This is a genomic window from Dactylosporangium sp. NPDC005572 (genome assembly GCF_040605515.1).
In the GTDB taxonomy this organism is placed as follows: domain Bacteria; phylum Actinomycetota; class Actinomycetes; order Mycobacteriales; family Micromonosporaceae; genus Dactylosporangium.
In genome coordinates this window covers 15,621-41,693 of the sequence record NZ_JBEXCY010000037.1, presented here as the reverse complement: position 1 = coordinate 41,693, position 26,073 = coordinate 15,621, and the positions used below count along the sequence as shown (strand labels likewise).

Annotated in this window: 10 protein-coding genes; 6 read left to right on the top strand and 4 right to left on the bottom strand. The window is 75.8% G+C overall.

Annotated features, from left to right (window positions below; all coding sequences use genetic code 11):
- Window positions 1-45 precede the first annotated feature (45 nt).
- The 4 genes from rfbC to ABZS66_RS20245 form a co-directional block, all read right to left on the bottom strand.
- Complete coding sequence (rfbC, locus tag ABZS66_RS20260; RefSeq protein WP_354759748.1) at window positions 46-645, bottom strand: dTDP-4-dehydrorhamnose 3,5-epimerase; 600 nt, start codon at window positions 643-645, stop codon at window positions 46-48.
- Window positions 646-678: 33 nt separating this feature from the next.
- On the bottom strand, window positions 679-2,055 hold the full coding sequence (locus ABZS66_RS20255; RefSeq protein ID WP_354759746.1) for an NDP-hexose 2,3-dehydratase family protein: 1,377 nt from the start codon (window positions 2,053-2,055) through the stop codon (window positions 679-681).
- Between the two features lie 107 nt (window positions 2,056-2,162).
- The gene (locus ABZS66_RS20250; RefSeq protein ID WP_354759744.1) at window positions 2,163-3,272 is read right to left on the bottom strand and encodes a DegT/DnrJ/EryC1/StrS family aminotransferase; all 1,110 of its coding nucleotides are present in this window, start codon (window positions 3,270-3,272) and stop codon (window positions 2,163-2,165) included.
- Window positions 3,273-3,327: 55 nt separating this feature from the next.
- Complete coding sequence (locus tag ABZS66_RS20245) at window positions 3,328-3,891, bottom strand: GNAT family protein (protein ID WP_354759742.1); 564 nt, start codon at window positions 3,889-3,891, stop codon at window positions 3,328-3,330.
- Between the two features lie 361 nt (window positions 3,892-4,252).
- Between ABZS66_RS20245 and ABZS66_RS20240 the strand changes: the two genes are divergently transcribed.
- Genes ABZS66_RS20240 through ABZS66_RS20215 form a run of 6 tightly spaced genes read left to right on the top strand, consistent with a single transcriptional unit; the run spans window position 4,253 to window position 26,073 of the window.
- Window positions 4,253-4,582, top strand: a complete 330-nt coding sequence (locus tag ABZS66_RS20240) for a hypothetical protein (RefSeq protein WP_354759740.1) — start codon at window positions 4,253-4,255, stop codon at window positions 4,580-4,582.
- A complete protein-coding gene (gene sbnA, locus ABZS66_RS20235) occupies window positions 4,569-5,585 on the top strand; it encodes a 2,3-diaminopropionate biosynthesis protein SbnA (protein ID WP_354759802.1) in 1,017 nt (338 codons plus the stop codon). The genes ABZS66_RS20240 and sbnA overlap by 14 nt, the downstream gene beginning before the upstream one ends.
- The gene (gene sbnB / locus ABZS66_RS20230; RefSeq protein WP_354759738.1) at window positions 5,579-6,586 is read left to right on the top strand and encodes a 2,3-diaminopropionate biosynthesis protein SbnB; all 1,008 of its coding nucleotides are present in this window, start codon (window positions 5,579-5,581) and stop codon (window positions 6,584-6,586) included. Before sbnA ends, sbnB begins: the two co-directional genes overlap by 7 nt.
- Window positions 6,587-6,615: 29 nt before the next feature.
- A complete protein-coding gene (locus ABZS66_RS20225; protein ID WP_354759736.1) occupies window positions 6,616-6,831 on the top strand; it encodes an MbtH family NRPS accessory protein in 216 nt (71 codons plus the stop codon).
- On the top strand, window positions 6,821-18,937 hold the full coding sequence (locus ABZS66_RS20220; protein WP_354759734.1) for an amino acid adenylation domain-containing protein: 12,117 nt from the start codon (window positions 6,821-6,823) through the stop codon (window positions 18,935-18,937). The genes ABZS66_RS20225 and ABZS66_RS20220 overlap by 11 nt, the downstream gene beginning before the upstream one ends.
- Complete coding sequence (locus tag ABZS66_RS20215) at window positions 18,934-26,073, top strand: amino acid adenylation domain-containing protein (protein ID WP_354759733.1); 7,140 nt, start codon at window positions 18,934-18,936, stop codon at window positions 26,071-26,073. Before ABZS66_RS20220 ends, ABZS66_RS20215 begins: the two co-directional genes overlap by 4 nt.

Sequence of the window (26,073 nt, the reverse complement as noted above, 5' to 3'; positions counted from 1 at the left end):
GCAACGGTCCGGTCAGGGACGCGGTCGGGTGGGGGGCGGGTCCGCTCAGGACGGAACGCCGCCGGCCCTGAGGGCACGATAGTGAGCCAGGCACTGCTCATATGTGGGCAACCGGCCGGCCGCCGCCGCCTCGGCGAGCGTCGGGGCCGCGGCGTCCTTGTCGGACATCACCGGCGGGCCGTCCAGCGGCCACGGGATGCCGATCTCGGGGTCCAGCGGGTTGATCTCGATCATCGTGCCCGGCACGTACGACTCGGAACACAGGTAGCTCATGCAGGCGTCGTCGGTGAGCGCGAGGAAGGCGTGGCCCAGGCCGTCGGCGAGGTACACGGCGAGGCCGGACTCCTCGTCCTGGCGGGTGGTCTCCATCATGCCGAACGTCGGCGAGCCGACCCGCAGGTCGACCACGACGTCGAGCACCGCGCCGCGCACGCAGGTCACCAGCTTGGCCTGGCCGGGGGGCACGGTCGTACCGTGGATGCCGCGCATGGTGTTGCGCCGGCTGAGCGAGTAGTTCTGCTGGCCGACCACGAACGGGTAGCCGATCACCTCGGTCAGTTCCTCGGCGCGGAACGCCTCGTAGAAGAACCCGCGCCGGTCCAGGTGCTTGTCCGGGGTGATGCAGTAGGCGTCCCGGACGGACATTTCAGTGACCTTCATGGTGAGCAACACATCCAATCAGCACAGGCTGTGCAGGCAGGCCAGGAGGCTGCGGGCCTCGATGTTGAGGTAGTGGCCGTGGCGGAGCAGGTCCATGATCTGCCGGACGGTCATCCAGCGGTAGTTCGGCGGCACCTCGAGCGGCGCGCCGGCCCCGACCTCGACGATCCGGTAGCGGGTGAGGGCATGGTAGAAACGCCCGCCCTCCTCCGACAGCAGCGTGTCGAAGCGGGTGCGCGCCCCCGGCGCCGCCAGCAGGCCGGCGCCGAACGTCTCGCCGTCGGCCGGCTGCGCGCCCGGCAGTTCGTGCATCGTCGGCGCCATCTCGACCATGTCCATGAGGCCGTACTCCGCGCGCGCCTGGACCAGCACGTGCAGCACCCCGTCGATCGGGCGCACGGCGAGTTCGGCCCGGCCCTCGCCGCGGGGGTGCAGCAGCGGCTGACTCCAGCGCCGCACCTCGCGGGTGCCGGCCGTGACGTCCACCGCGATGATGCGGAAATGGCGGCCGTCCCGGTCCGCGATCTCCTCGTCGGTGCGCTTCCAGTCGGCGACGTCGCCGAGCGGGATGAGCCGGGCGGTCCAGTCGCAGCGGGTCTTGGCCTCGGTGAACCAGCTGAGGATGTCGCCGGCGGTGCGCGTCGCGCCGGCACCGCCCGCGCCGTACTGGTACGAGCGCACCAACGCGTCGCGGAACTCGTCGTCGCCGGTGGTGTCACCCTCGTCCGGCAGGTCGAACGACATGCACGACAGCACGGTCCGGGCGTCCATGTTGACCAGGTTGTCGATCCGCATGAGCGCGCGGATCTGGGCCAGGGTGAGCCAGCAGTACCCCTCGTGGACCGGCACCTCGCCGGTCACCAGCACGACGATGTTGCGGTTGCGCTTGCGCCAGAACCAGGCGCCCTGCTCCGACTGCAGCACGTCGACGACGACCTGCCCGCGGCCGGGCCCGACGAAGTGCTCCAGGTAGCGGGTGCGGTCGCCGCGGTGGACCTGCGTGTAGTTGCTGCGGGTCGCCTGCACCGTCGGCGACAGCTGCAGGGTGTTGGCGTTGCCCGGCTCCATCTTCGCCTGCATGAGGCAGTGCAGCACGCCGTTGAACTGCTTGACGACGATGCCGAGAATACCGATCTCGGGCTGGTTGATGATCGGCTGGGACCACGTGTCGGCCCCGCCTTCGCGGACTCGCAGCCCCTCCACGGTGAAGAACCGCCCGCTGGCATGGCCCAGGTTGCCGGTCTGCTTGTCGAACTGCCAGGCGTCGAGCGCGCTGAACGGGATCCGCTCGACGCTGAACCGCCCGGCCGTCGCCAGCCCGGCCCACCAGGCGTGGAACTCCGCGAGCGGCATGAGCGCGCCGGCGTCGACGCCGGCGTCCACGAGTCTCGTCATGACAGGCGAATCCTTCCGTCGCTGCGCGCGTCCGGCGGCGCGGGGAGGGCGCCGCCGGACGGCATGGGATGTTCGGTCGGAAGCCGGGTGCGGGTAGGACCGGCCGGTCAGAGCCGGTTGAGCACGCCGTTGAGGACGTCGATGGTCCGCTCCTGCTGCGCCTCGGACAGCGACGGGAACATCGGCAGCGAGAAGATCTCGTCGGCCACGGCCTCGGTCACCGGCAGGGAGCCCTTCGCGTACCCCAGATGCGCGAAGCCGGACTGGGTGTGCACCGGCCAGGGATAGCTGATGTTGAGGTGGATGTCGTGCGGGCGCAGCGCCTCGATGATCTGGTCCCGCTTCGGGTGCCGGACCACGTAGACGTAGTAGACGTGCTCGTTGCCGGGCGACACGACCGGCGTGACGAGGTCGGTGCCGGCGAACGCCTCGGCGTAGCGGGCGGCGACGCGCTGCCGGGCCGCGATGTAGTCGGGCAGCCGCCGCAGCTTGCGGCGCAGGATCTCGGCCTGCGCCTCGTCCAGGCGACTGTTGTAGCCGGGCGTGGAGACCACGTAGTACTGGCTCTCCATGCCGTAGTAGCGCAGCCGGCGCAGGTTCGCCTCGACGTCGTCGTCGCCGGTGAGGGTGGCACCGCCGTCGCCGTAGGCGCCGAGCACCTTGGTCGGGTAGAAGGAGAACGCGGCCGCCTTGCCCATCGAGCCGGCGATCCGGCCGTGGTGGCGGGCGCCGTGGGCCTGCGCGCAGTCCTCCAGGATCGGCAGGTTGTGCCGCGCCGCCACCGCCTCCAGCGGTGCCATGTCGACGCACTGACCGTACAGATGCACGGGCAGGATGCAGCGGGTCCGTTCGGTGATCGCCGCCTCGACCTGCTCGACGTCCATGAGGAAGTCGTCGGCGTGGATGTCGACGAAGACCGGGGTCGCGCCGACCGCGTCGATCGCCAGTACCGTCGGTGCCGCGGTGTTCGACACCGTGATGACCTCGTCGCCGCGGCCGACGCCGAGCGCCCGCAGGCCGAGGACGATGGCGTTGGTGCCGTTGTCGACGCCGACGCCGTGCGCGACGCCGTGGTACGCGGCGAACTCCTCCTCGAACGCCTTGACGCTCGGGCCGAGGACGAGCTTGCCGGAGCGGAACACCGAGTCGACCGCGTCGAGGAGGTCGTCGCGTTCCTGTTCGTACTCCGCCAGATAGCCCCAGACGTACAGAGTCATGACGGCTGATCACCTCCGAGATGTAGCGCGGGCGGCCGTGCGGGAGCGGTTCACGTCAGACCAGCTGCTTGAGCAGGTCCGCGCCGACGGTGTCCCACTCCTCGCGGTACACGGCGAGGACGTGGACGTCCCAGAGCCGGCCGTGGAAGAACGTGTGACCGGGCAGGACCGCCTCGGCGCGCACCATCGCCGAGCGGTCGGCACCGAAGCCGATCGCCGACGGCGCCGGGTCGACCGTGTGGAAGTACACCTTCCGGGTGCGCCACATCGCGAACGCGAAGTTGGTCGTGAGCGCGTGCGCCTCGGTCACCACCTCGTCCGGCTGGCCCTCGACGAGGCTCACCTCGGCCCGCAGATGCCCGGCCGGGGCCAGGTCCGACAGGGCACTGAAGCCGATCAGCCGCTCGTCGCCGGCGGGCTCGCCCCCGGGGCCGGGCTGGTCGCGCCGGTAGACCAGGAAGCACGCCGACCGGCCCCGGCCGAACTGGTCGACGAAGGTGTCGAGCATCGGCAGGCCGGCGTGGCCGAGCCGCAGCAGGACCCCGTAGACGAGCGGTGCGTCGGCGACGGCCGCCGGCCGCAGCGTGACGTGACGCGATTCGGTGTGCGGAAACAGCATGTTCGTGGTCCTCGTTTCGGCTCGACAAGTGCGCGCCGAACGGTCGGGCGCGTTTCTTCGCGCATGGCGCCGACCGCTTCGACAATGTGCCGGCAATAGCTGCGACGGAGGCTAACCGCGACATCGTGAGCCGTCAACGCGTGGCAATTCTCCACGCATTTTCCGCGCCCGTGCCCGCCCGCCGCGCGGCGTCCTGCCGGCGGGACATGAGGGCGGTCCTGAGCTGCTACTGACAGCCATCCCGGCCAACCGCGGAAAGCGCCCGAAGGTATTGACCGTGTAACGAGCCCGTCGATACTGTCGCCGCGCTGTACATCGTGTGTTCCGCCGCTGGCGATAACGAAGGGGCGATGACGGGACAATGGTCAACCGAGCACTTGCCGAACAAATCGATCCGGCCCTCGTCGACAAGATCGAGGAAATCGTCCGGACCACCGCACACACCATTTGCGCGGAGCAGCCGGACGTGCCCGAACCGGGCAACCTGCGCGAGCTCGACTCCTTCTCGATGGTCCAGGTCCTGCTGGAGCTCGAGAACTCCCTGGAGATGAAGCTGCTCGAGAAGATGGAGCACTTCGAGGGCGAGAGCTTCCGCGACCTCGCGGAGTTCATCCTGATCATCTCAGCCGAGGACGAGGAGGAGAAGCGTGCGTCCGCCCTCGCGGCTGGGGACTCCTCTGCCCCAGCCTGAGCCGGTCGGCGCGCCGGGCCCGGTCGCCGGCGTCCTCGGCGCCGTCGGTCGAACCCCGCTGGTGCGGCTGGAACGGCTCAGCCCGGGCCCGTCGGCGCGGCTGTACGCGAAGCTCGAGTCGCTCAACCCCGGCGGCAGCATGAAGGACCGCGCCGCCATCGGCATGGTCCAGGGCGCGATCGCCAGCGGGGAGCTGGTCCCCGGCCGTTCGACGGTCGTGGAGTCCAGCTCCGGCAACCTGGGCATCGGCCTGGCGCAGGTGTGCCGCTGGTACGACCTGCGGTTCATATGCGTCATCGACCCCAAGACGACCGCGCAGAACATCGGGATCCTGACCGCCTACGGCGCGGAGCTGGACACGGTGACCGAGCCGGACAACGACCTCGGCGACTACCTGTCGGCGCGCATCAAGCGGGTGCGTGAGCTCGTGCTGACCGTGCCGGACGCCTACTGGCCCAACCAGTACGCGAACCTGCTCAACGCCCGCGCCCAGGAGACCGTCATGCGGGAGATCAGCGAGGCGCTCGACGGGCGGGTCGACTACCTGTTCGTCGCGACCGGGTCGTGCGGCACGATCCACGGCTGCATGCGGTACATCGCCGAGCACGGCCTGCGCACCCGGGTGGTGGCGGTCGACGCGGAGGGCAGCGCGATCTTCGGCGCCGCCCCGTGCCGACGGCTCATCCCGGGCCACGGCGCGGCGATCCGCTCGGCGCTGTACTACGACGGCATCGCCGACTCGGTGACGCGGGTGTCCGACCAGGACTGCGTGGTCGGGTGCCGCCGGCTGGTCGGCACCGAGGCGATCCTCAGCGGCGGCTCGTCGGGCGCGGTCGTCAGCGCCGTCACGCAGTGGCTGCCGCGCCTGCCCGAGGACGCCAACTGCGCGCTGATCCTGCCCGACCGCGGCGAGCGCTACCTGGACACGATCTATTCCGACGCGTGGGTGTTCGAGAAGTTCGGCGACATCCGGCACCTGTGGAAGGAGCAGGCCGCGTGCTGATCCTCAGCCGTCGCGACGTGCGGACGGTACTCGACGGCGCGGAGTCCGCCGTCGGGCGCACCGTCCGCGCCGCGTACGTCGACCACGCCGAGCGGCGCACCTCGGTGCCGCACTCGGTCTTCCTGCGCTTCCCCGACAGCCCGCGCAACCGCATCATCGCGCTGCCGGCGTACGTCGGGGGCGACCGCCCGGTCGCCGCGGTCAAGTGGGTCGCCTCCTTCCCCGGCAACCTCGACCGGGGCGTCGAGCGGGCGTCGGCGGCGATTCTGCTCAACTCCGTCGAGGACGGCCGACCGGTCGCGCTGCTGGAGGGCGCGGTCATCTCGGCCCGGCGGACCGCGGCGAGCGCCGCGCTGGCGGCGGACGAGCTGACCACGGCCGCGGCGCCCGACGTCCGCACGGGCGTCACCCTGGTCGGCTGCGGCGTCATCAACTTCGACGTGCTGACCTTCCTGCGGGCGCGGATGCCGCAACTGCGCGACGTCGTGCTGCACGACCTCGACCCGGCCCGGGCCCGCGCGTTCGCCGAGCGGGTCGGCCGTGCCCGGCCCGGGCTGCGGGTGCGCGTCGACGACGACCTCGACACGGCGCTGGCGGCGAACCGGCTGGTATCGCTGGCCACCACGGCCGCCGAGCCGCACCTCGGCACCGCGGCCTGCCGCCCGGGGACCGTGATCCTGCACCTGTCGCTGCGCGATCTCACCCCGGAGTCGATCCTCGTCGCGACCAACGTCGTCGACGACGCCGACCACGTGTGCCGCGCCGCCACGTCGCTGGAGCTGGCAGAGCGCCGCTCGGGTGACCGCTCGTTCATCACCGCGGAGATCGGCGCGGTGCTGGCCGGCCGCGAGCGGGTCCCCTACGACCCGCACGCCATCACCGTGTTCTCGCCGTTCGGCCTCGGCGCGCTCGATGCGGCCCTCGCCGCCTACGTGCTCGACACCGCGGTCCAGCACGGCCTCGGGGTACACATGGCCGACTTCGCCGACGACCCCGCCTGACCCTCCCTCCCCGTCGACAAGGAGTCGTCATGGACACCAGCGTCCAGCCCCGGGACCAGTACCTCGTGGTGGTCAACCACGAGGAGCAGTACTCGATCTGGGCCGCCGACCGCGACCTGCCGCCCGGGTGGCGGGCCGAGGGCACCGCGGGCAGTCGCGACGAGTGCCTGGACCACATCGAACGGGTGTGGACCGACATGCGTCCGCTGAGCCTGCGTCAGCGCATGGCCGACGATGCCGGCTGAGCACACCGCCGCCCGCCCCGCGGCGGTGCGGCACCTGACCCCCCTCGCCCTGCGCCTGCGCGGCCCGCTGAACCGGGCCGCGCTCGACGCGGCGTTCGCCGGCCTGCTGCGCGACCATCCCGAGTTGGGCGCCGGCGGCGAGGCGCTGCCCCGGCGGGCCGCGCCGCCGGCCGGCCTGCGCGCGACGGCCGATCTGATGCGCACCGTCGACGTGCTGTTCGACCGGCTGCGGCGGGAGCCGACCGGGCCGCTCGACGGGCCGCTCGACGCTGTACTGCTGGACGTCGGCCCCGACGAGCATGTGCTGCTGCTGGCGCTCGACGCCGCGGCCACGGCGGTCACCGTCGACGCGGTGGCTGCCGCGGTGGCGGACCGGTACGCGGGCCGCCCGGCGCAACCGCTCCCGCGAGGGCCCGTCGCGCCGGCGACGGCCGCCCGGCCGACGTCGGCGGCCCCGTTCGCGGCGCGCAGCGCGGACCCGGCGACGTTGCTCGCGGCCGTGCAGACGCTGGTGGCGCGCCACGGCGGCGAGTGGGCCGGCGCCCTGGAGCTGCGGGCCGGCGGGGCAACCGTGACGGTCGCACCGGACCTCGCGCCCGGGCTGAGCGTCGCGGACGCGATCGCGCGGGTGTCGGCCGCGCTGGCCGTCGCGGGGCCGTCCTCGCCCGCGGAGCCGGTCGCGGCGGTGGTCGAGGTGCTCGACGCATCCGGTGCCGACTTCGGGGCGGTACTGGCGGAGACGGTGTTCGTCGGCCCCCGCACCGGCCCGGACCGGCTGGTGGTCCGGGTGCGCCGCGGCGCCGACGGGGTGCCCAGGGGCGAGGTCGAACACGGGGACGAAGAGGAGGCGGCCCGGCTCGCGGGCCGCCTCGCCGTCGTCTGTGCGGCGTTCGCCGCGCCGGACCCGCCGAGCCTGGGCCGGCTGCCCCTGCTGCCCCCGGCGGAGCTGCGGGAGGCGCTCGCGCTGCCGCGCCCGGCCACCGGGCCGTTGCCGGCGGCCCCGGTGCACGAGCTGATCGCCGCCCAGGCCGCCCGCACGCCCGACGCCGTCGCCGTGGAGTGCGGCGGCCGCCGGCTGACCTACGCGGGCCTGCTCGCGCGGTCCGGCGCGATCGCCGCCGAGCTGCGCCGGCGCGGCGTGCGGCGGGGCGACGTCGTCGCCGTCGCGCTGGAGCGTGGCGTGGACCTGACGGCCGCGCTGCTCGGCGCGGTGCGGGCCGGCGCCGCGTACCTGCCGCTGGACCCCGAGCACCCGGCGCCCCGCCTTGCCGCCGTCCTCGACGGCGCCGGGGCCACCGCCGTGATCGGCGCACTGCCGGCGGCGGCCGGCGGCCCCGCCACGGTCCTCACCCTCGACGAGCTGCCGGACGCGCCGGCGCCGCTGCCCGACGTCGCGGCGGAGGACGCCGCCTACGTCATCTTCACCTCGGGATCCACCGGGCGGCCCAAGGGTGTCCTGGTCACGCACGGCGCGCTGACGAACTTCCTGCGGTCGATGGCCCAGCGGCCCGGCCTGACCGCGGGCGCGGTGTTCCCGGCGGTGACGACGGTGTCGTTCGACATCGCCGCGCTGGAGCTGTTCCTGCCGCTGGCGACGGGCGGGCGGGTGGTGGTCGCGACGTCCGCGCAGGCCCGCGATCCCGAGCGCCTGGCGGGGCTGCTGCGGGACAGCGCCGCACGGACCATGCAGGCCACCCCCACGACCTGGCGACTGCTGCTGGACGCGGGCTGGGTGCCGCCGGCCGGGTTCACCGCGCTCTGCGGCGGTGAACGGCTGCCCGCCGACCTGGCCCGCCGGCTCTGCGACACGGGCGTGCGGCTGTGGGACCTCTACGGGCCGACGGAGACGACCGTGTGGTCGTCGACGGCCACGGTGGTCGACGGCGCCGTCCACGACTTCGCCGCCGTGGCCGGCACCACGCTCCGCGTGCTCGACGCGCGGCTGGAGCCGCTGCCCACCGGCTGCACCGGCGAGCTGTACATCGGGGGCGTCGGCGTCGCCGCCGGCTACCTCGGCCGCCCGGCGCTGACCGCGGACCGGTTCCTGCCGGATCCGTTCGGTGCCGGGCGCCTGTACCGCACCGGCGACCTTGCCCGGCGCCACCCCGGCGGCCGGATCGAGATCCTCGGCCGCACCGACCACCAGGTGAAGATCCGCGGCTTCCGGGTCGAGCCCGCGGAGATCGAGGCGGTGCTCGTGGCCCACCCCGCGGTGCGCGCCGCGGTCGTCCACCCCGTGCCCGGGCCGGACGGCACGCCCCGGCTGGTCGGCTACGTCCAGCCGGCCGGCGCGGCCGCCGACCTGCCGGCCCTGCGCGCGTTCTGCGCCGAGCGGCTGCCCGCGTACCTCGTCCCCACGCACCTCGTCCCGCTCGACGCGTTCCCGACGACGGCCAACGGCAAGATCGACCGCGCCGCGCTGCCCCTGCCGCCGTCCCCCGCGACTTCCGCGCCCCCGGCGGCTCGGGGCACGGCCCCTCGGACGACGGTCGAGGAGGTCACGGCGAAGCTCCTGGCGGAGGTGCTCGACCGCCCCGCGCTCGCCCCGGACGAGGACTTCTTCGCCGCCGGCGGGGACTCCCTGCTCGCCCTGCGCGCGGTGAACCGGCTGCGCGCGGAGTTCGGCGTCGACCTGCCTATCGCTGCCTGCTTCGAGGCCCGCACGCCGGCCGCCATCGCGGCCCGGCTCGCCGCGGCCGCCCCGGCGGCGCCCCCGGTGCGCCCGGCCCCCCGCGACGGCGCCCGGCTGCCCCTCTCCGCCGAGCAGCACCGCATGTGGCTGCTGCAACAGCTGGACCCGGCGGGCGTCGCCTACAACGAACCGCTCGCCGTCACCCTCCCCGGCCCGGTGGACCCGGCCCGGCTGACGGCCGCGCTGACGCAGCTGTTCGCCCGGCACGAGATCCTGCGCACGCGGTACCCGGTCGCGCCGGACGGCGAGCCGCGACAGGTCGTCGACCCGCCCGCCGAGGTGGCACCGCCGACCGACCCCCGCACCCCCGGCCAGGTCCTCGACGACCTGCTGCGGCAGCCGTTCGACCTGGCGGCGGCCCCGCCGATCCGCGTCGTCCGGTCGGGCGACACGGTCCTGTTCGTCCTGCACCACATCGCCACCGACGACCGCACCAACGAGCTCCTCGCCGCCGAGCTGCACACGGCGTACCTCGGCCACCCGCTGCCCCCGGTTCCCGTGCAGTACGCGGACTACGCCGCCTGGCAGGCCCGGCGCCCGGCCGCCGCCGACGAGGCGTCACTGCGGTTCTGGCGCGACCGCCTGACCGGCGCCCGCCCGGTGTCCCTCGCGGCGACGGGGGCCGGCGACCCTGCGAGGGACACCGACGACACGCGGGGCGGGACCGTGCGGTTCACCGTCCCGGCCGCGGTGACCGGCCGCCTGCACGAGCTGGCGGCGGCCCACGACGCGACACCGTTCGCGGTGCTGCTGGCCGGCTTCGTCGCGGTGCTGTCCCGCCGGACCGGCAGCCTCGACGTCCCGGTCGGCGTCGCGGTCTCCCGGCGCGACCGGCCCGAGCTGGAGCCGGTCGCCGGACTCATGGTCAACACGGTCGTCGTGCGCGTGGCGGTCGACCCGGCGGAGAGCTTCCGGCGGCTGCTCGGCACGGTGCGCGACGCGGCGGTCGACGCGCAGGCCCACGCCGCCGTGCCGTTCGACCGGGTCGTCGAGCGGGTCGCCGCCCGGCACCCGCTCTTCACCACGATGTTCACCATGCACGCGGCGAGCGCCGCCCCCGGGATCGGGCTGCCCGACCTGCCCGGCGCGAAGTTCCACCTCGGCTGCCACGTGACGGCCCGGCCCGACGGCGGGCTCGACGGGCGGATCGAGTACCCGGCCGCGCGCTACGACCCCGCCACGGTCGCCGCGCTCACCGCCGAGTACCTGCGGTTCCTCGCGGAGGCCGGCGACGCGCCGGAGACCCCGCTGGCCGGACTCGGCACGCAGAGCACGCCCGGCCCGCGCACCGAGACGGTCGCGGCGAGCACGGTGACGCTCGGCGGGGCACCGGAGGCGATCGCGGTGACCGGCCTCGGCCGGACGCTGACCTACGCCGAGCTCGACCTGGCGGCCGATGCGCTGGCCCACCGGCTGCGCCGGGCCGGCGCCGGTCGCGGGACGTTCGTGGTGGTCCGGCTGCCGCGCAGCGCGGACCTCGTCGTCGCGCTCCTGGGCGTGCTGCGTTCCGGCGCGGCGTACGTGCCCCTCGACCCCGCGCATCCGCAGGAACGGCTGCGCCAGGCCGTCGCCGACACCGACGCGACGCTGGCGATCACCGTCCCCGGCGCGCCGGCACCGGCCGGCGTGCGCGCACTGCACCTGGACCAGTCGCCCGGCAGTGCGGGCGACGCTGCCGCGCCGCCCGACCCGCACCCCGGCGACCCGGCGTACCTCGTCTACACCTCGGGCTCGACCGGCACCCCGAAGGGCGCGGTGGTGACCCGGGGAGGGCTCGCCAACTACGTCCGCTGGGCGGTGGGCGCCCTGCCGCTGGGGCCGGGCGCCGGCGCGCCGCTGCACACGTCGCTCGCGTACGACCTCGGACTCACCGCGCTCTGGCCGACGCTCGCCGCGGGCGGCGCGGTCCACCTGGTCGAGGAGGCGCCGGGCGTCGAACCGCTCGCCGCGCTCCTGTCCGACCCGGGCGGTTTCGGCGTGCTGAAGCTGACCCCGACCCACCTCGACCTCCTGGCGGCGCCACCCCGCGCGGAGGCCACCCGATGCCTCGTTGTCGGCGGCGAGGCGCTGTACGGCGAGCAGCTGCAGCCGTGGGCGGCGACCGCCCCGGAAACGCTCGTGGTGAACAGCTACGGCCCCAGCGAGACGGCCGTCGCCTGCTGCGTGCACACCGCACCGGCCGGCGCGGTGCGGCCGGGCCCCGTGCCGATCGGCCGCCCGATCCCGGGCGTGACCGTCCACCTGCTCGACGACGCGATGCGCCCGGTACCGGACGAGGAGCCGGGCGAGCTGTACGTCGGCGGCGCCGGCGTCGGCCTCGGCTACGCCGCCGGCCCGCGCCTCACCGCCGAGCGGTTCGTGCCCGACCCCTGGCCGGCCGAGCCCGGCGCCCGCCTGTACCGCACCGGCGACCTCGTCCGCCGGCAGGCCGGTGACCTGGTGTTCCTGCGCCGCCGCGACGACCAGCTGAAGGTGCGCGGCTACCGGGTCGAGCCGGCGCAGGTCGAACGGGCGCTCATCGCACACCCCGCGGTCGCGGCCGCGGCCGTCACCCTCGCCGCCGACCGGCTCGCCGCGTACGTGGTGGCGGCGGCCGCGCCAATCGACGCCGGCGAGCTGCGCGCCCACGTGGCGGCGCGGCTGCCCGGCCACGAGGTGCCGGACCTGTGGGCCTTCGTGCCGGCACTGCCGCTGCTGCGCAACGGCAAGCTCGACCGCCGCGCCGTCGCGGCGCTGGAGGGTGCCGTCCCGGTGGCCGCCAGCGGCGCCGTCGGTACCGCCGCGGAGGCTCCGTCCACGCCGGCCGAACAGGCGATCGCGGACGTGTGGCAGGAGCTGCTGGGCGTGGCGCGGGTCGGGCGCCGGGACGACTTCTTCGACCTCGGCGGCCAGTCGCTACTGGCCGCCCGGGTCGCTGCCCGGCTGCGGGAACGCTTCCCGGTGACCGCGCGGGACCTGTTCGCGGCGCCGACCGTGGCCGGGCTGGCCGCACTGCTCGCCGCCCGGGTCCAGGCCCAGCTCGCCGCGATGTTCGGGCCGGCCGCGCTGTCGGGCGCCGGGGCCCGAACCGAACCCGCGGCCCTGCCCGGACCGGCCGGGGACCCGCAGCCGGACGCCGGGCCGCGGCCCCTGTCGTTCGCGCAGCAGGGGCTGTGGATCCTCGACCAGCTGAACCCGGGCAGTACCGAGTACCTGGTGCTCACCGCGCTGCGGCTGCGCGGTGCGCTCGACGTCGGCGCGCTGGCGCGGGCGCTGAGCGCGGTGGTGGCGCGGCACGAGATCCTGCGCACCCGGTACACCGCCGGCGCGGACGGCACGGCCCTGCAGGTCGTCGACCCGCCGGCGGCGGTGCCGTTGCCCGTCACCGGGGGCGACCCGCAGGCCGTGCTGGTGCAGGAGTTGACGACCCCGGTCGACCTCGCCGCCGGGCCCGTGCTGCGGGCCCGGCTGGTGCGGGTGGCGCCGGACGAGCACGTGTTGAGCCTGGTGGTGCACCACATCGCGATCGACGGCTGGTCCGCCGGAGTGTTCGCGGCCGAGCTGGCCGACGCCTACGCCGGCGTGCCCGGGCCGCCGCCCGCGCTGCAGTACGGGGAGTTCACGGTCCGGCAGCGCCGCCATCTCAGCGGCGCCCGGCTGGAGGGGCTGCAGCGGTACTGGGCGGATCAGCTCGCCGGTCTGGAGCCGACCGAGCTGCCGGCCGACCGGGTCCGGCCGCCCGTGCGGGACCCGCGCGGCGGTGTCGTACGGTTCAGCGTGCCGGCGGCGCTGGTCGAGCGGCTCGACACGCTGGCGCGCGGACACGGCGCGACGCCGTTCATGACCTACCTCACCGGGTACTTCGCGCTGCTCACGCAGTACACCGGACGCACCGACCTCGCCGTCGGCGTGCCGGTGTCCGGGCGCGGCGGGGTGGTCGTCGACGACCTCATCGGGTACTTCGTCAACTCGGTCGTGGTGCGGGTCGACGCCTCCGGGGCGCCGTCGTTCACCGGGCTGCTGGAGCGGGTGCGGGACGTGGCGACCGCCGCCTACCGCCACGACGACCTGCCGTTCGAGCTGCTGGTGCAGCGGCTGGCGCCGCAGCGGGACCTGTCCCGGCATCCGCTGTTCGGGCTGCTGTTCGCCTTCCGGGAGGAGGGCGCGGGCCGGTTCCGGCTGCCGGGGCTGGCGGTGGAGCCCGAGCCGGTACCGTGGCGCACCGCCAAGTTCGACCTGACGCTCGAGCTGACCCGCCGTGCGGACGGCGGGCTCGACGGTGAGCTGGAGTACGCCGAGGCGCTGTTCGACCGCGCGAGCGTCCAGCGCCTCGCCGGGCACTACCGGCAGATGCTGGAGCGGGTCACCGCGGCCCCGGACACGCGCGTCGACCGGCTCGACCTGTTCGGCGCCGACGAACGCGCGGCCCACGGCCGCGAGATCGCCGGGCCGCAGGTCCACAACGGCGACGCGGGGCTGCCCGAGCTGATCGCGGATCGGGCCCGCACCGCCCCCGACGCGATCGCGGCCGAAGCGCCGGGTCGTCGCGTCACCTACGCCGAGCTGGACGCGGCGGCCAACCGGCTCGCCCACCACCTGCGCGGGGCCGGTGTGCGCCGCGACGACGTGGTCGGGGTCCGGCTGCCGCGCGGGATCGACCTGGTCGTCGCGGTGCTCGCGATCCAGCGGGCCGGCGGCGCCTACCTGCCGCTGGACTCCGCGCACCCGGCCGAGCGCACCGCCTGGATGCTGCGCGACGCGGGCGCCCGGCTCGTCGTCGCCGACGACGACGCACCGCCGCCCGCCGGCGAGGTGGGGGTGATCGGGTTGCGGACGGCGCGGTCCGCGATCGACGCGTGCCCCGGCGACGCCGCCCCGGTGCGGACCGACCCGGACGGTGCCGCGTACGTCATCTACACGTCAGGATCGACCGGACGGCCCAAGGGCGTCGTCGTGCCGCACCGCGGCATCACCAACCGGGTCCTGTGGGCGGTGCGCCGCCACGGCCTGGGCCCCGCGGACCGGATGCTGCAGAAGACCGCCGTCACGTTCGACGCGTCGGTGTGGGAGCTGCTCGGGCCGCTCGTCTGGGGCGGCACGGTGGTGCTGCCGGAGCCTGGCACCGAGCGGGACCCGGCGCTGATGGTACGGGCGCTCGCCGCCGGACGGATCACCGTGCTGCAGGGCGTGCCGTCGTTCCTGCGGCTGCTCGCCGAGGAGCCGGGACTCGACCGCCGCACCGGGCTGCGGCTGATCTTCTCGGCCGGCGAGGCGCTGGCCGGCGACCTGGCGCACCGGCTGACCGAGCGCACCGGCGCGGTGCTGGTGAACACCTACGGGCCGACCGAGTGCTCGATCGACGTCACCGCGTGGCAGTACGGGCCGGCCGACCGCGGCGCCGCCACCGTTGCGATCGGCCGGCCGCTGGACAACACCCGCGCGGAGGTGCTGCTCGCCGGGGGCACTGCGGCCCCGGCCGGTGTCCCGGGCGAACTGGTCGTGTCCGGCGCCGGGGTGGGGCGCGGATACCTGGGCCGGCCGCGGCTGACCGCCGAGCGCTTCGTCCCCGACCCGTGGGGTCCGCCGGGGTCCCGGGCGTACCGCACCGGGGACGTGGTCCGCCGCCGGACCGACGGGGTCCTGGACTTCCTGGGCCGCGCCGACCAGCAGGTGAAGATCCGCGGTGTCCGGATCGAGCCGGGCGAGGTCGAGGCCGCCCTCGGCGCGCACCCCGCCATCGCGTCGGCCGCCGTGGTACCGCGACCGGGCCCCGACGGCCAGCCGCGGCTCGTCGCCTACGTCGTCGCCCGCGGCCCGTCGCAGCCCGGCCTGGCACCGGCCGAGCTGCGCGCATTCCTGGCCCGGAGCCTGCCCGAGACGCACCTGCCGTCGCTGTACGTCGCCGTCCCCCGGATGCCGCAGACCACCAGCGGCAAGATCGACCGCGCCGCCCTGCCGGAGCCGGCCGACGGGCCGGCGCCGGCGACGGCGCCAGCGACCAGGCGACGCCGCACGGCCGCCGAGGCCGGGGTGGCCGCGCTGGCGGCGGAGGTGCTGGGCCGCGACGACGTCGGCGTCGACGAGGACTTCTTCGACCTCGGGGGCCACTCGCTGCTGGCCGTCCGGCTGGTCAGCCGGCTGCGCGCGGAGCTCGGCGCCGACCTGCCGGTGCGGGTCGTCTTCGAGGAGCGCACGGTCAGCCGCATCGCGGCCCGGCTCGCCGACCGGGGCAACCGCAGTGGCAACCGCAGTGGCGACGGCGGCATCGCCGCGCACACCGGGCCCGCTCCCCTGTCGTCGGCGCAGCAGCGCATGTGGTTCCTGCAGCTGCTGGAGGGCGGCAGCCAGTACCACGTGACCTTCGGTCTCCGGCTGCGCGGACCGCTCGACGTCGATGCGCTCGGCCGGGCGCTGCGGCGGCTCTTCGAACGGCACGGGATCCTGCGCACCCGCTACGCGCCGGATCCGGGTGGTGGGGCGGTGCAGCTGGTCGAGTCGCCCGGCGAGGTGGCGCTGCCCGTCACGGACACCGGCGAGTCGGAGCTGCCGGCCGTGGCGGGCGCGCTGGCGGCGCGGCCGTTCGACCTGGCCGCCCGAGCGCCGGTGGCGCCGCACCTGCTGCGCCTCGGCGGCGACGACCACGTCCTGCTGCTCGTCATGCACCACATCGCGACCGACGCCTGGTCCGACGCGATCCTCGCGCGCGACCTCGCCGCGCTGTACCGCGCGCAGACCACCGCCGAACCGGACCGGCTGCGGCCGGTGCCGGTGCGATACGCCGACTACGCGGCCTGGGAACAGCGCGGGGCGACGGCCGACGAGGACCTGGCCTACTGGCGGGACCGCCTCGCCGGCCTGGCGCCGCTGGACCTGCCGCTGGACCGGCCGCGCGGCCCGGTCCGCGACCCGGCCGGCGCCGCGGTCACCGTCGACCTGCCGCCCGGCGTCGTCGGTCCGCTGCTGGCGACGGGCCGGCGACAGGGTGCGACGGCGTTCATGACGTTCCTCGGCCTGTTCTTCGCGCTGCTGCGGCGGTACACCGGTGGCACCGACCTGACCATCGGGACCCCGGTCGCCGGGCGGGACCACGCCGACCTGCACGACGTGGCCGGGCTGTTCGTCAACACCGTGCCGGTGCGGATCGACCTGAGCGACGACCCGACCTTCGAGGCGCTGGTCGGCCGCGTCCGCGACCGGGTGCTCGACGGCCTGGCGCACGCGGCGCTGCCGTTCGACCGGCTCGTCGAGCATGTCGCGCCGTCGCGCGACCCCGCGCGGCTGCCCGTGTGCGAGGTGATGTTCGACCTGAGCGAGGAGCCGCCGGCCGGGGCGGACTGGCCGGGGCTCGCGGCGGCGCCGTTCGCGGTCGCCCGCACCACGGCGAAGTTCGACCTGACACTGGCGCTGCGCGCGCGGGCCGACGGCGGGTACACCGCCGAACTGGAGTACGCCACGGCGCTGTTCGACGCCGCGACGGCGACCCGGATGGCCGGACACCTGGTCACCCTCGCCACCGCCGCGGCGCGGCCGGACCGGCGGGTCGGCCGGCTCGACCTGCTCACCCCGGCGGAGCGCGACGAGCTGCTGCGCGGCGCGGCGGAGCCGGTGTTCGAGGGTGGGTGCCTGCACGAGGAGTTCGAGGTGCAGGCCGCACGCCGGCCGGACGCGATCGCGCTGCAACACGAGGACGAGCGGGTCACCTACGCGGAGCTGTCCCGGCGCTCCACGGCCCTCGCCCGGCGGTTCGCCGCCGCCGGCGTCGGCCCGGAGACGCCGGTCGCGGTCCACCTGGAGCGGTCGATCGACGCGGTGGTCACGCTGCTCGGCGTGCTCAAGGCCGGCGGCGTCTACGTGCCCCTCGGGACCGGCCAGCCGCCGGGGCGCCTGGCCGCGATCCTCGACGACCTGCGCCCGGCGGTCGTCGCCACCCACGCCCGGCTGCGCGACCGGCTCGACGGCGTGACCGCACCGGTCCTGGCCGTCGACGCGCCCGACACCGCCGACCCGGCCCACGCGGCCGGGGCACCGGTCGCCCTGCCGCCCGGCGACCCGGACCGGCTCGCGTACATGATCTACACCTCCGGTTCGACGGGCCGCCCGAAGGCCGTGATGGTCACGCACCGCTCGTACACGCATCACTGCCGGACGACGGCGGCGCTGCACGGGCTGACCGCGGACGACCGGGGGGTGCTGCTCTCGGCGCTCACCTTCGACCTGGCGATGGAGCAGCTCGCGGTGACGCTGCTGGTGGGTGGCGCGCTGACGGTCAGCGACGCGCGGTTCTGGGCGCCGTCGGAGGTCCCGGACCGCCTCGCCGCCGCCGCAGTCACGCACGTGTTGTTCACGCCGGCGTACTACCGGCAGGTCATGGACGGGGTGCGGCCGAACGACCCGCGGCTGGCGGCGCTGCGCATCATCCACGTCGGCGGGGAGCTGGTGACCCACGGCGACGCCCGCCGGTGGTACGACGCGGGCCAGCCGGCCCGGTTCATCGGCGCGTACGGGCCGACGGAGGCGACGGTCGTGTGCCTCACCCACCCGGCGGCGGCGCGGGACGTGGCCGGCACTCCGCCGGAGACCGGCCTGCCGATCGGGCGGCCGCTGCCCGGGACCCGCGCATACGTGCTCGACCAGGATCTCAACCCGGTCCCGGTCGGGGTCGCCGGCGAGCTCTGCGTCGGCGGGGCCCGGGTCGCCCGCGGCTACCTGCGCCGACCGGCGCTCACCGCGGACCGGTTCGTGCCCGACCCGTTCGGCGACCGGCCCGGCGAGCGGCTGTACCGCACCGGCGACGCGGTGCGGTGGCGCCCGGACGGCACGATCGAGTTCCTCGGCCGCATCGACGCGCAGGTGAAGCTGCGCGGGTTCCGGATCGAGCCGGGCGAGATCGAGGTCGCGCTCGGCACCCACCCGGCGGTGGCCGCGGCGGCGGTCGCGGTGCGCGACCTGACCCCCGGCGACGCCCGCCTGGTCGGCTACGTGGTGCCGCGCGGGGGCCACCGGCTGTCGTTCCACGAGCTGCGCGAGCACCTGCGCGACCAGGTGCCCGACTACATGATCCCCAACGCGTGGCTGGCACTGGACGAGCTGCCGCTCAACGCGAGCAAGAAGATCGACCGGCGGGCCCTGCCCGCGCCCCGCCCCGACGACGTGCTGCAGCGGCGCGGGCACACGGCGCCTCGCGACGAGGTCGAGGCCGCCATCGCCGCGGCCTGGGCCGACCTGCTCGGAGTGTCCACGGTGGACGTCACCGACGACTTCTTCCACCTGGGCGGTCACTCGCTGCTCGTCACGCGCCTGCTCGCCCGGCTGGACGACCTGTTCGGCCTCCGGATTCCGCTGCGACTGCTGTTCGAGGCCACGACCGTCGCCGACCAGGCCGTCGCCCTGGCCCGGCTCGCCGAGACCGCCGACCCCGGCAGGGAGAACGCATGACCGACGTCACCCAACCCACCGCCGGCACCGCCGTGCTGCTCGGCCGGCTGCGGCAGCGCGGCCCGGAGCGCGCGACCGCCGCCGGCTTCCCGGCCGTGCCGCGCACCGCGCCGCCGGCCGCCTCGTCCGCGCAGCGCCGGCTGTGGTTCCTCGACCGGCTGCGGCCGGGCGGCGTGGAGTACCTCGTGCCGATCGTGCTGCGGCTGCGCGGCCCGCTCGACCCGGCCGTGCTCGCCGAGGCGCTCACGGCGCTCGCCGCCCGGCACGAGGTGCTCCGGACCCGCTACGGCGCCGGCGCCGACGGCGAGCCGGTGCAGCTCGTCGACCCGCCCGCGCTGGTACCGCTGCCGGTGTCCGGCGGCGACGAGGACGCCGGCGCCGCGACGGTCGCGGCGGCGCTGGCCGAGCCGTTCGACCTCGCCGCCGGGCCGGTGCTGCGGGCCCGGCTGGTGCGGCTCGCGCCCGACCACCACGTGCTCGTCCTGGTGATCCACCACATCGCCGTCGACGGCTGGTCGTGCGGCGTGCTCGTGCGCGAGCTCGCCGACCTGTGCGCCGGCCGGGACCTGCCCGATCCGGTGCAGTACGCCGACTTCGCCGCCTGGCAGCGCGCTCAGGACACCGATGACGGCCTGCGGTACTGGCGGGAGCGGCTGCGCGGCCTGGCGCCGCCCGAGCTGCTGACCGACCGGCGCCGTCCGGTCAGCTGGCAGCCGGCCGGCGCGACGGTGCCGTTCGAGCTGCCCGCCGAACTGGGGGCCGAGATCGGCCGGCTGGCGGGGGCACACCGCGCGACCCGCTTCATGGTGTACCTCGCCGGCCTCTGGGCGCTGCTGCACCGGTACACCGGCCAGACCGACCTCGCCGTGTCGACCCCGGTCGCCGGCCGGACCCACCCGGGCACGCACGAGCTGGTCGGCTTCCTCGTCAACCTGCTCGTACTGCGGGCCGACCTGTCCGGCGCACCCACCTTCGCCGTGCTGCTCGACCGCGCCCGCGAGACGGCGCTGTCCGCCTACGCCCACCAGGACGTGCCGTTCGAGCGGGTCGTCGACGCGCTCGCGGTGGACCGCGACGTGTCGGCGCACCCGTTCACCACGGTGAACCTGACGCTGCAGAACACCGAGCCGCTGCGCTTCGCGGCCGGCCCGGTCGCCGGCGAGGCCGTGCCGGTGCCGTCCGACCAAGCCAAGTTCGACCTGAGCTGGACGCTGGAGGAGCGCCCCGACGGCTCGGTCGCCGGCGAGGTCACGTTCCCGCACGCATTGTTCGACGCCGAGACGGTCGCGGCGATGGCCGAGCACTACGGCCGGCTGCTCGCCGCCGCGGTGGCCGACCCCGGCCGCCGGGTCGACGACCTGCCGCTGCTCGACGCCGGCGAGGAGGGGGCGCGGCTCACCCGCCGGCCCGTCGCGGCGCCGCCCGACGGGCCGTGCCTGCACGAGCGGTTCGCGGCGCACACCGAGCGCGAGCCGTGCGCGGTGGCGCTGACGTCCGGCACGACGCGGATGTCGTACGGCGAGCTGGAGGCGAAGGCCAACCGGCTGGCCCGCCGGCTGCGGCAGGCCGGCGCCGGCCGGGAGGCCCTGGTCGGCATCCTGCTGCCCCGGGGCACCGACATGATCGTCGCGCTGCTCGCCGCCCTCAAGGCGGGCGCCGCCTACCTACCGCTCGACCCGCAGTACCCGGACGAGCGCATCGCGTTCCAGGTGCGCGACGCGGCAGCGCCGGTCGTCGTCACCACGACCGCGGACGCGCCCCGGCTGCAGGGCCTTGCCGCCGCCGGGGTCGCGGTCCTCGCCCTCGACGACCCGCAGGAGGCCGCCCGGATCGACGCGCAGCCGGCAGGCGCACCGGACGTGCGGGTGCACCCCGACGACCTCGCGTACGTCATCTACACCTCGGGCTCCTCGGGCCGGCCCAAGGGCGTGCGGGTCACCCACGCCAACGCCGCCCGGCTGTTCACGGCGACCGACGCGCAGTTCCGGTTCGGGCCCTTCGACGTGTGGGCGCTGTTCCACTCGTTCGCGTTCGACTTCTCGGTGTGGGAGATCTGGGGGGCGCTCGCGTACGGCGGCAGGCTGGTGATCGTGCCGCAGGAGACGGCCCGGTCGCCGTGGGACCTCGTGACCCTGCTCGCCGACGAGGGCGTGACGGTGCTCAACCAGACACCGTCGGCGTTCCGCTCGCTCGTCGAACTGGCCCGCCGCGGCGAGGCCGGCCTCGACCGGCTGCGGCTGCGCCTGGTGGTGTTCGGCGGGGAGGCGCTCGACGTGCCGATGCTGGCGCCCTGGTGGCAGCGGTTCGGCGACGAGACGCCCCGCCTGGTGAACATGTACGGCATCACCGAGACGACGGTCCACGTGACGTTCCGGGCGCTGGATCGCCGCGACCTCGACGGCGATCGCAGCCCGATCGGCGCGCCGCTGACGGACCTGAGCCTCAGCGTGCTCGACCCGCGGATGCGCCCGGCGCCGGTCGGCGTGCCCGGAGAGCTGTACGTGGGCGGCGCCGGCGTGGCGCGCGACTACCTGGGGCTCCCCCGGCTGACGGCCGAGCGGTTCGTCCCCGACCCGGCCGGCCCGCCGGGCGCGCGGCTGTACCGCTCCGGGGACAAGGCGCGACTGCTGCGCGGCGGCGACATCGGCTTCCTCGGCCGGCTCGACGACCAGGTGAAGATCCGCGGGTTCCGCATCGAGCTCGACGAGGTCGGCGGATGCATCGCCGGGCACGCGGACGTGGCGGCCGCCGTGGCCGGCGTCCACGAGCCCGAACCGGGGCAGCGGCAGCTCGTCGGCTATGTGGTGCCGAAGGACGGCGCCGCCCCCGCGGGCGCGGACCTGCGGGCGTACGTCGCCGCGCGGTTGCCCGGGTACATGGTGCCGGCCGCGTTCGTGCTGCTGCCCAAGCTGCCGATGACCGCCAACGGCAAGGTCGACCGCCGGGCGCTGCCCGCGCCCTCGCTCGACGGGCCGCGCGCGCCCGCGGGCCCGGCGGCGCCCGTCGCGCCGCGCGACGCGACGGAGGCGGCGGTCGCCCGCATCTGGGCCGAGGTGCTCGGCTCGTCGGACGTCGGGGTACAGGACAACTTCTTCAGCCTCGGCGGCGACTCGATCCGCGCCGTGCAACTCGTCGGGCGGCTCCGCGCGGCCGGCTACCACGCGACCGTACAGGACGTGTTCCGCCACCAGAGCGTCGCCGAGCTCGTCGGCGCCACGGGCGGTGGGCCGGGCACCGCCGAGCGGGTCGGCACCGCGCCGTTCGCCCTGCTCGACCCGGACGACCGGGAGCGGCTGCCGGCCGGGCTGGCCGACGCCTACCCGATGGCGCGGGTCCAGGCCGGCATGGTCTACGAGCTGCTCGCCGACCCGCAGCACCGGCCGTACCACAACGTCACCAGCTACCTGATCCGCGACGACGGCGAGTTCGACGCCGCCGCCCTGCGCGCCGCGCTCGACGCGGTCGTCGCCCGGCACGAGATCCTGCGCACGTCGTTCGACCTGACCGGCTTCAGCGAGCCGCTGCAGCTGGTGCACGAGCGGGCCGAGATCGAGCTGGCCCACGGCGACCTGCGCGGGCTGCCGCAGCCGGTGCGGCTGGAGTCGATGCGGGCACTGCGCGCCACGGAGCGGGCGCGGCTGTTCGACCTGGCGGCGGCGCCGCTGATCCGGTTCCACGCGCACCGGGCCGAGGAGCGGCGCTGGTACCTCACGCTCACCGAGTTCCACGCGATCCTCGACGGCTGGAGCCACAACTCGCTGGTCTCCGAGATCCTGGCCGGCTACCGGGCCGCCCGGGACGGGGCCGCCCCGCGGTTTCCGGCTGGCCCACCGGTCCGATACGCCGACTTCATCGCCCAGGAGCAGCACAGCCTGCGCGACCCCGCCGACCGCGAGTTCTGGCGGGGCCGGCTCGACGGCGCCGACCGGCTCACGATCCCGCCCGCGTGGGCGGGCGACGACGGTGACGGCAGCGACGACGGTGACGCGCCGATCGCCGTTGCCTACCGCGACCTCGAGACGCCGCTGCGCGAGCTGGCCCTGCGCGCCGGCGCCTCGCTCAAGAGCGTCCTGCTCGCCGCGCACCTCGCCGTCTGGCGCACGGTGGCCGGCGACGGGCCGTTCCACACCGGGCTGGTCTGCAACGGGCGCACCGAGACCGAGGGCGGCGACCAGGTCCGCGGCATGTTCCTCAACCCGGTGCCGTTCGTCGCGCCGACCGGCTGGGCGACGTGGACCGAGCTGGTCCGCGCCACCTTCGCCGAGGAGGTGGAGCTGTGGCCGCACCGCCGGTTCCCGCTCGCCGAACTGCAGCGCGCGCACGGCGGCGGCGAGCGGCTCGTCGAGGTCGCCTTCAACTACCTCGACTTCCACGTGCTGGACCGGCAGGCGGTGGACACCGAGGGCAGCGTCGACGTGAGCCCGAACGAGTTCCCGTTCGCCGTCTCGACCCAGGGCGGCGCGCTGCTGATCAGCGCCCAGCCGGCCCGCGTCGGCCGGGCGCACGCCGAGGTGCTGGCCCGGATGTACCGCGCCGCCCTGGAGGCGATGGCCGCCGACCCCGACGCCGACGCCCGCGGGACGCTGCTCGCTGTCGAGGACCAGGAGCGGCTCGTCCGCCGGGGGGCCCGGCGGCGCGGCGCGCGGCCGGACCGGGGTCTGCACGAGCTGGTCGCCGAGCATGCCGCGACGACGCCCGACGCCGTGGCCGTCGAGGCCGCCGGGGCGACCCTCACCTACCGGCAGCTCGACGAGCGGGCCGCGGCCTGGGCCGGGTGGCTCGCCGACGCCGGGGTGGGCCGCGGCGACCTGGTCGGGCTGCGGCTGCCCCGCGTGCCCGACCTGATCGCGGCGCTGCTCGGCACGCTGCGGGTCGGCGCGGCCTACGTGCCCGTCGACCCGGCCGAGCCGGCGGAGCGCGTGGACGGCATCCTGCGCGACGCCGGGGTCCGCGCCGTCGCCGCCGAAGCCGGGCCGGGCGCGCACCCTCCGGTACCGACCGTGCACCACCCCGACCCGGACGAGCTGGTCTACGCGGTCCACACGTCCGGGTCGACGGGCCGGCCGAAGGGCGTCATGGTCACCCACGGCGCGCTCACCGACCGGGTGTGGTCGATGCGCCGCACCATGCGCGTCCGCCAGGACGACGTCGTCGTGGCGGTCGTGCCGATCACCACCGACGTGGCCCAGCTCGCCGCCTTCGTCGCCCTGGCCAACGGGGCCCGGCTGGTCCTCGCCGGCGCCGACCTGGCCCGCGACCCGCAGTCCCTCGCCGCGCTGCTGGCCGGCTCCGGGGCCACGTTCATGCAGGCGTCGCCGACGACCTGGCGGATGCTGCTGGCCACCGGCTGGCGCCCGCCCGCCGGATTCCGGCTGCTCAGCGGCGGCGAGGCGATGGACGCCGAGCTGGTGCGGCGGCTGGCCGCCACCCGGGCCGAGGTGTGGAACATGTACGGGCCCAGCGAGGCGACCGTGTTCTGCTTCGGCACGCGGCTCGCCGACCGGACGTTCGTGCCGGCCGCCAACACCACCGTCTACCTGCTCGACGAGCGGCTGCGGCCGGTCCCCGACGGTCTGCCGGCCCAGCTGTACATCGGCGGCAACGGTCTCGCCCGCGGCTACCTCCGGCGCCCGGCCACGACCGCGGCCGCGTTCCTGCCCGACCCGTGGGCCGGCGTGCCGGGCGCGCGCATGTACGCCACCGGCGACATCGCGCGGCGCGACCGGGAGGGCCGGGTCGAGATCCTCGGCCGCCGGGACCACCAACTCAAGATCCGCGGCGTGCGGATCGAGCTGGGCGAGGTCGAGAACGTGCTGGCCCGGCACCCCGGCGTGCGGGCGGCCGTGGCGCAGCCCGTGCCCGGTCCGGACGGCAGCGCGCGGCTCGCCGCCTACGTCCTGCCCGAGCGGCCCACGGCCGACCCGGCCGACCTGCTCGCGTTCGCCGCCCGGCACCTGCCGCCGGCGGTGGTGCCGGCGCACCTGATCCTCCTCGACGAGCTGCCCCGGCTGCCCAACGGCAAGGTCGACCGGGGCGCGCTGCCGGCGCCGACCGCGGCGCCGCCGGCCCCGGTCGCCCTGCAGGCCCCCGTCGGCGCGGTCGAGGAGGCCGTCGCGGAGGTCTGGCAGGACGTCCTCGGCGACGCCGTCGGGCGGGACACCGACTTCTTCCAGGCGGGCGGACACTCGCTGCTCATGCTCCGGGTCGTCGCCCAGCTGCAGCGGCGGCACGACCTCACGGTCACGTTCCGCGACCTGCTCGCCGGGCGCACCGTCCGGGGCGTCGCCGCCGCGATCGCCGCCTCGGGGCCGCGGGCGACCCAGCCGGCGCTCGTGCCGTTCGGCCGGCAGACGCCCCGGCTGCACTGCCTGCACCCGGGCGGGGGCAGCGCCCACTGGTACCGACACCTGGCCGCCCACGTGCCGCTGGCCGCCTTCGAGTGGCCCGGCCTGCACGACCCGTCCGTCACGGCGGACGGCGTCGCCGGGATCGCCGAGCGGTACCTCGCCGAGCTGCCGGAAGGGCGGCCGGTGCTGCTCGGCTGGTGCGGCTCCAGCGCCATCGCCTGGGAGATGGCCCGCCGCCTGCACGCCGCGGGCGCCGCGCCGCGGCTGGTGCTGCTGGACCCGGTGGTGGACCTGACCCGCCGGACCCAGCACCGCCCGCTGACCAGCCTGGCCACGTTCCGCCGGGCGGAGGCGCTGTTCGCGGCGCTCCCGGGGCTGCCGGCCGAGGCGCGTGACGCGGCCCGGGCGGAGCTGCTCGGGCTCGTGCGCGGCGCGGTCGACGACGGCGACGTGTGGCTCACCGACGACGACCTCGGCGACGCCTGGGCGCATCGGCTCCGGGGCTGGCGGGAGCTGCTGGAGGCCCGGCTGGGGTACCGGTTCGAGCCCTACCCGGGCGAGGTCGACCTGATCCTCGGCGACGAGCTGGCCGACGGCTGGCACGAGTCGATCCAGGGGCTGCGCTACGACGAGTACCTCGCCCACTGGCGCGACCTGGCCGCCGGCGGGCTGCGCGTACACCGCGTCGCCGGCGACCACCTGGGCCTGCTGCGGCCGCCCGCGGTGGCCGGTCTGGCCCGGGTCCTCACCGCACTGCTCGACCACGGCACCGAGACGGAGGAGTCCTGA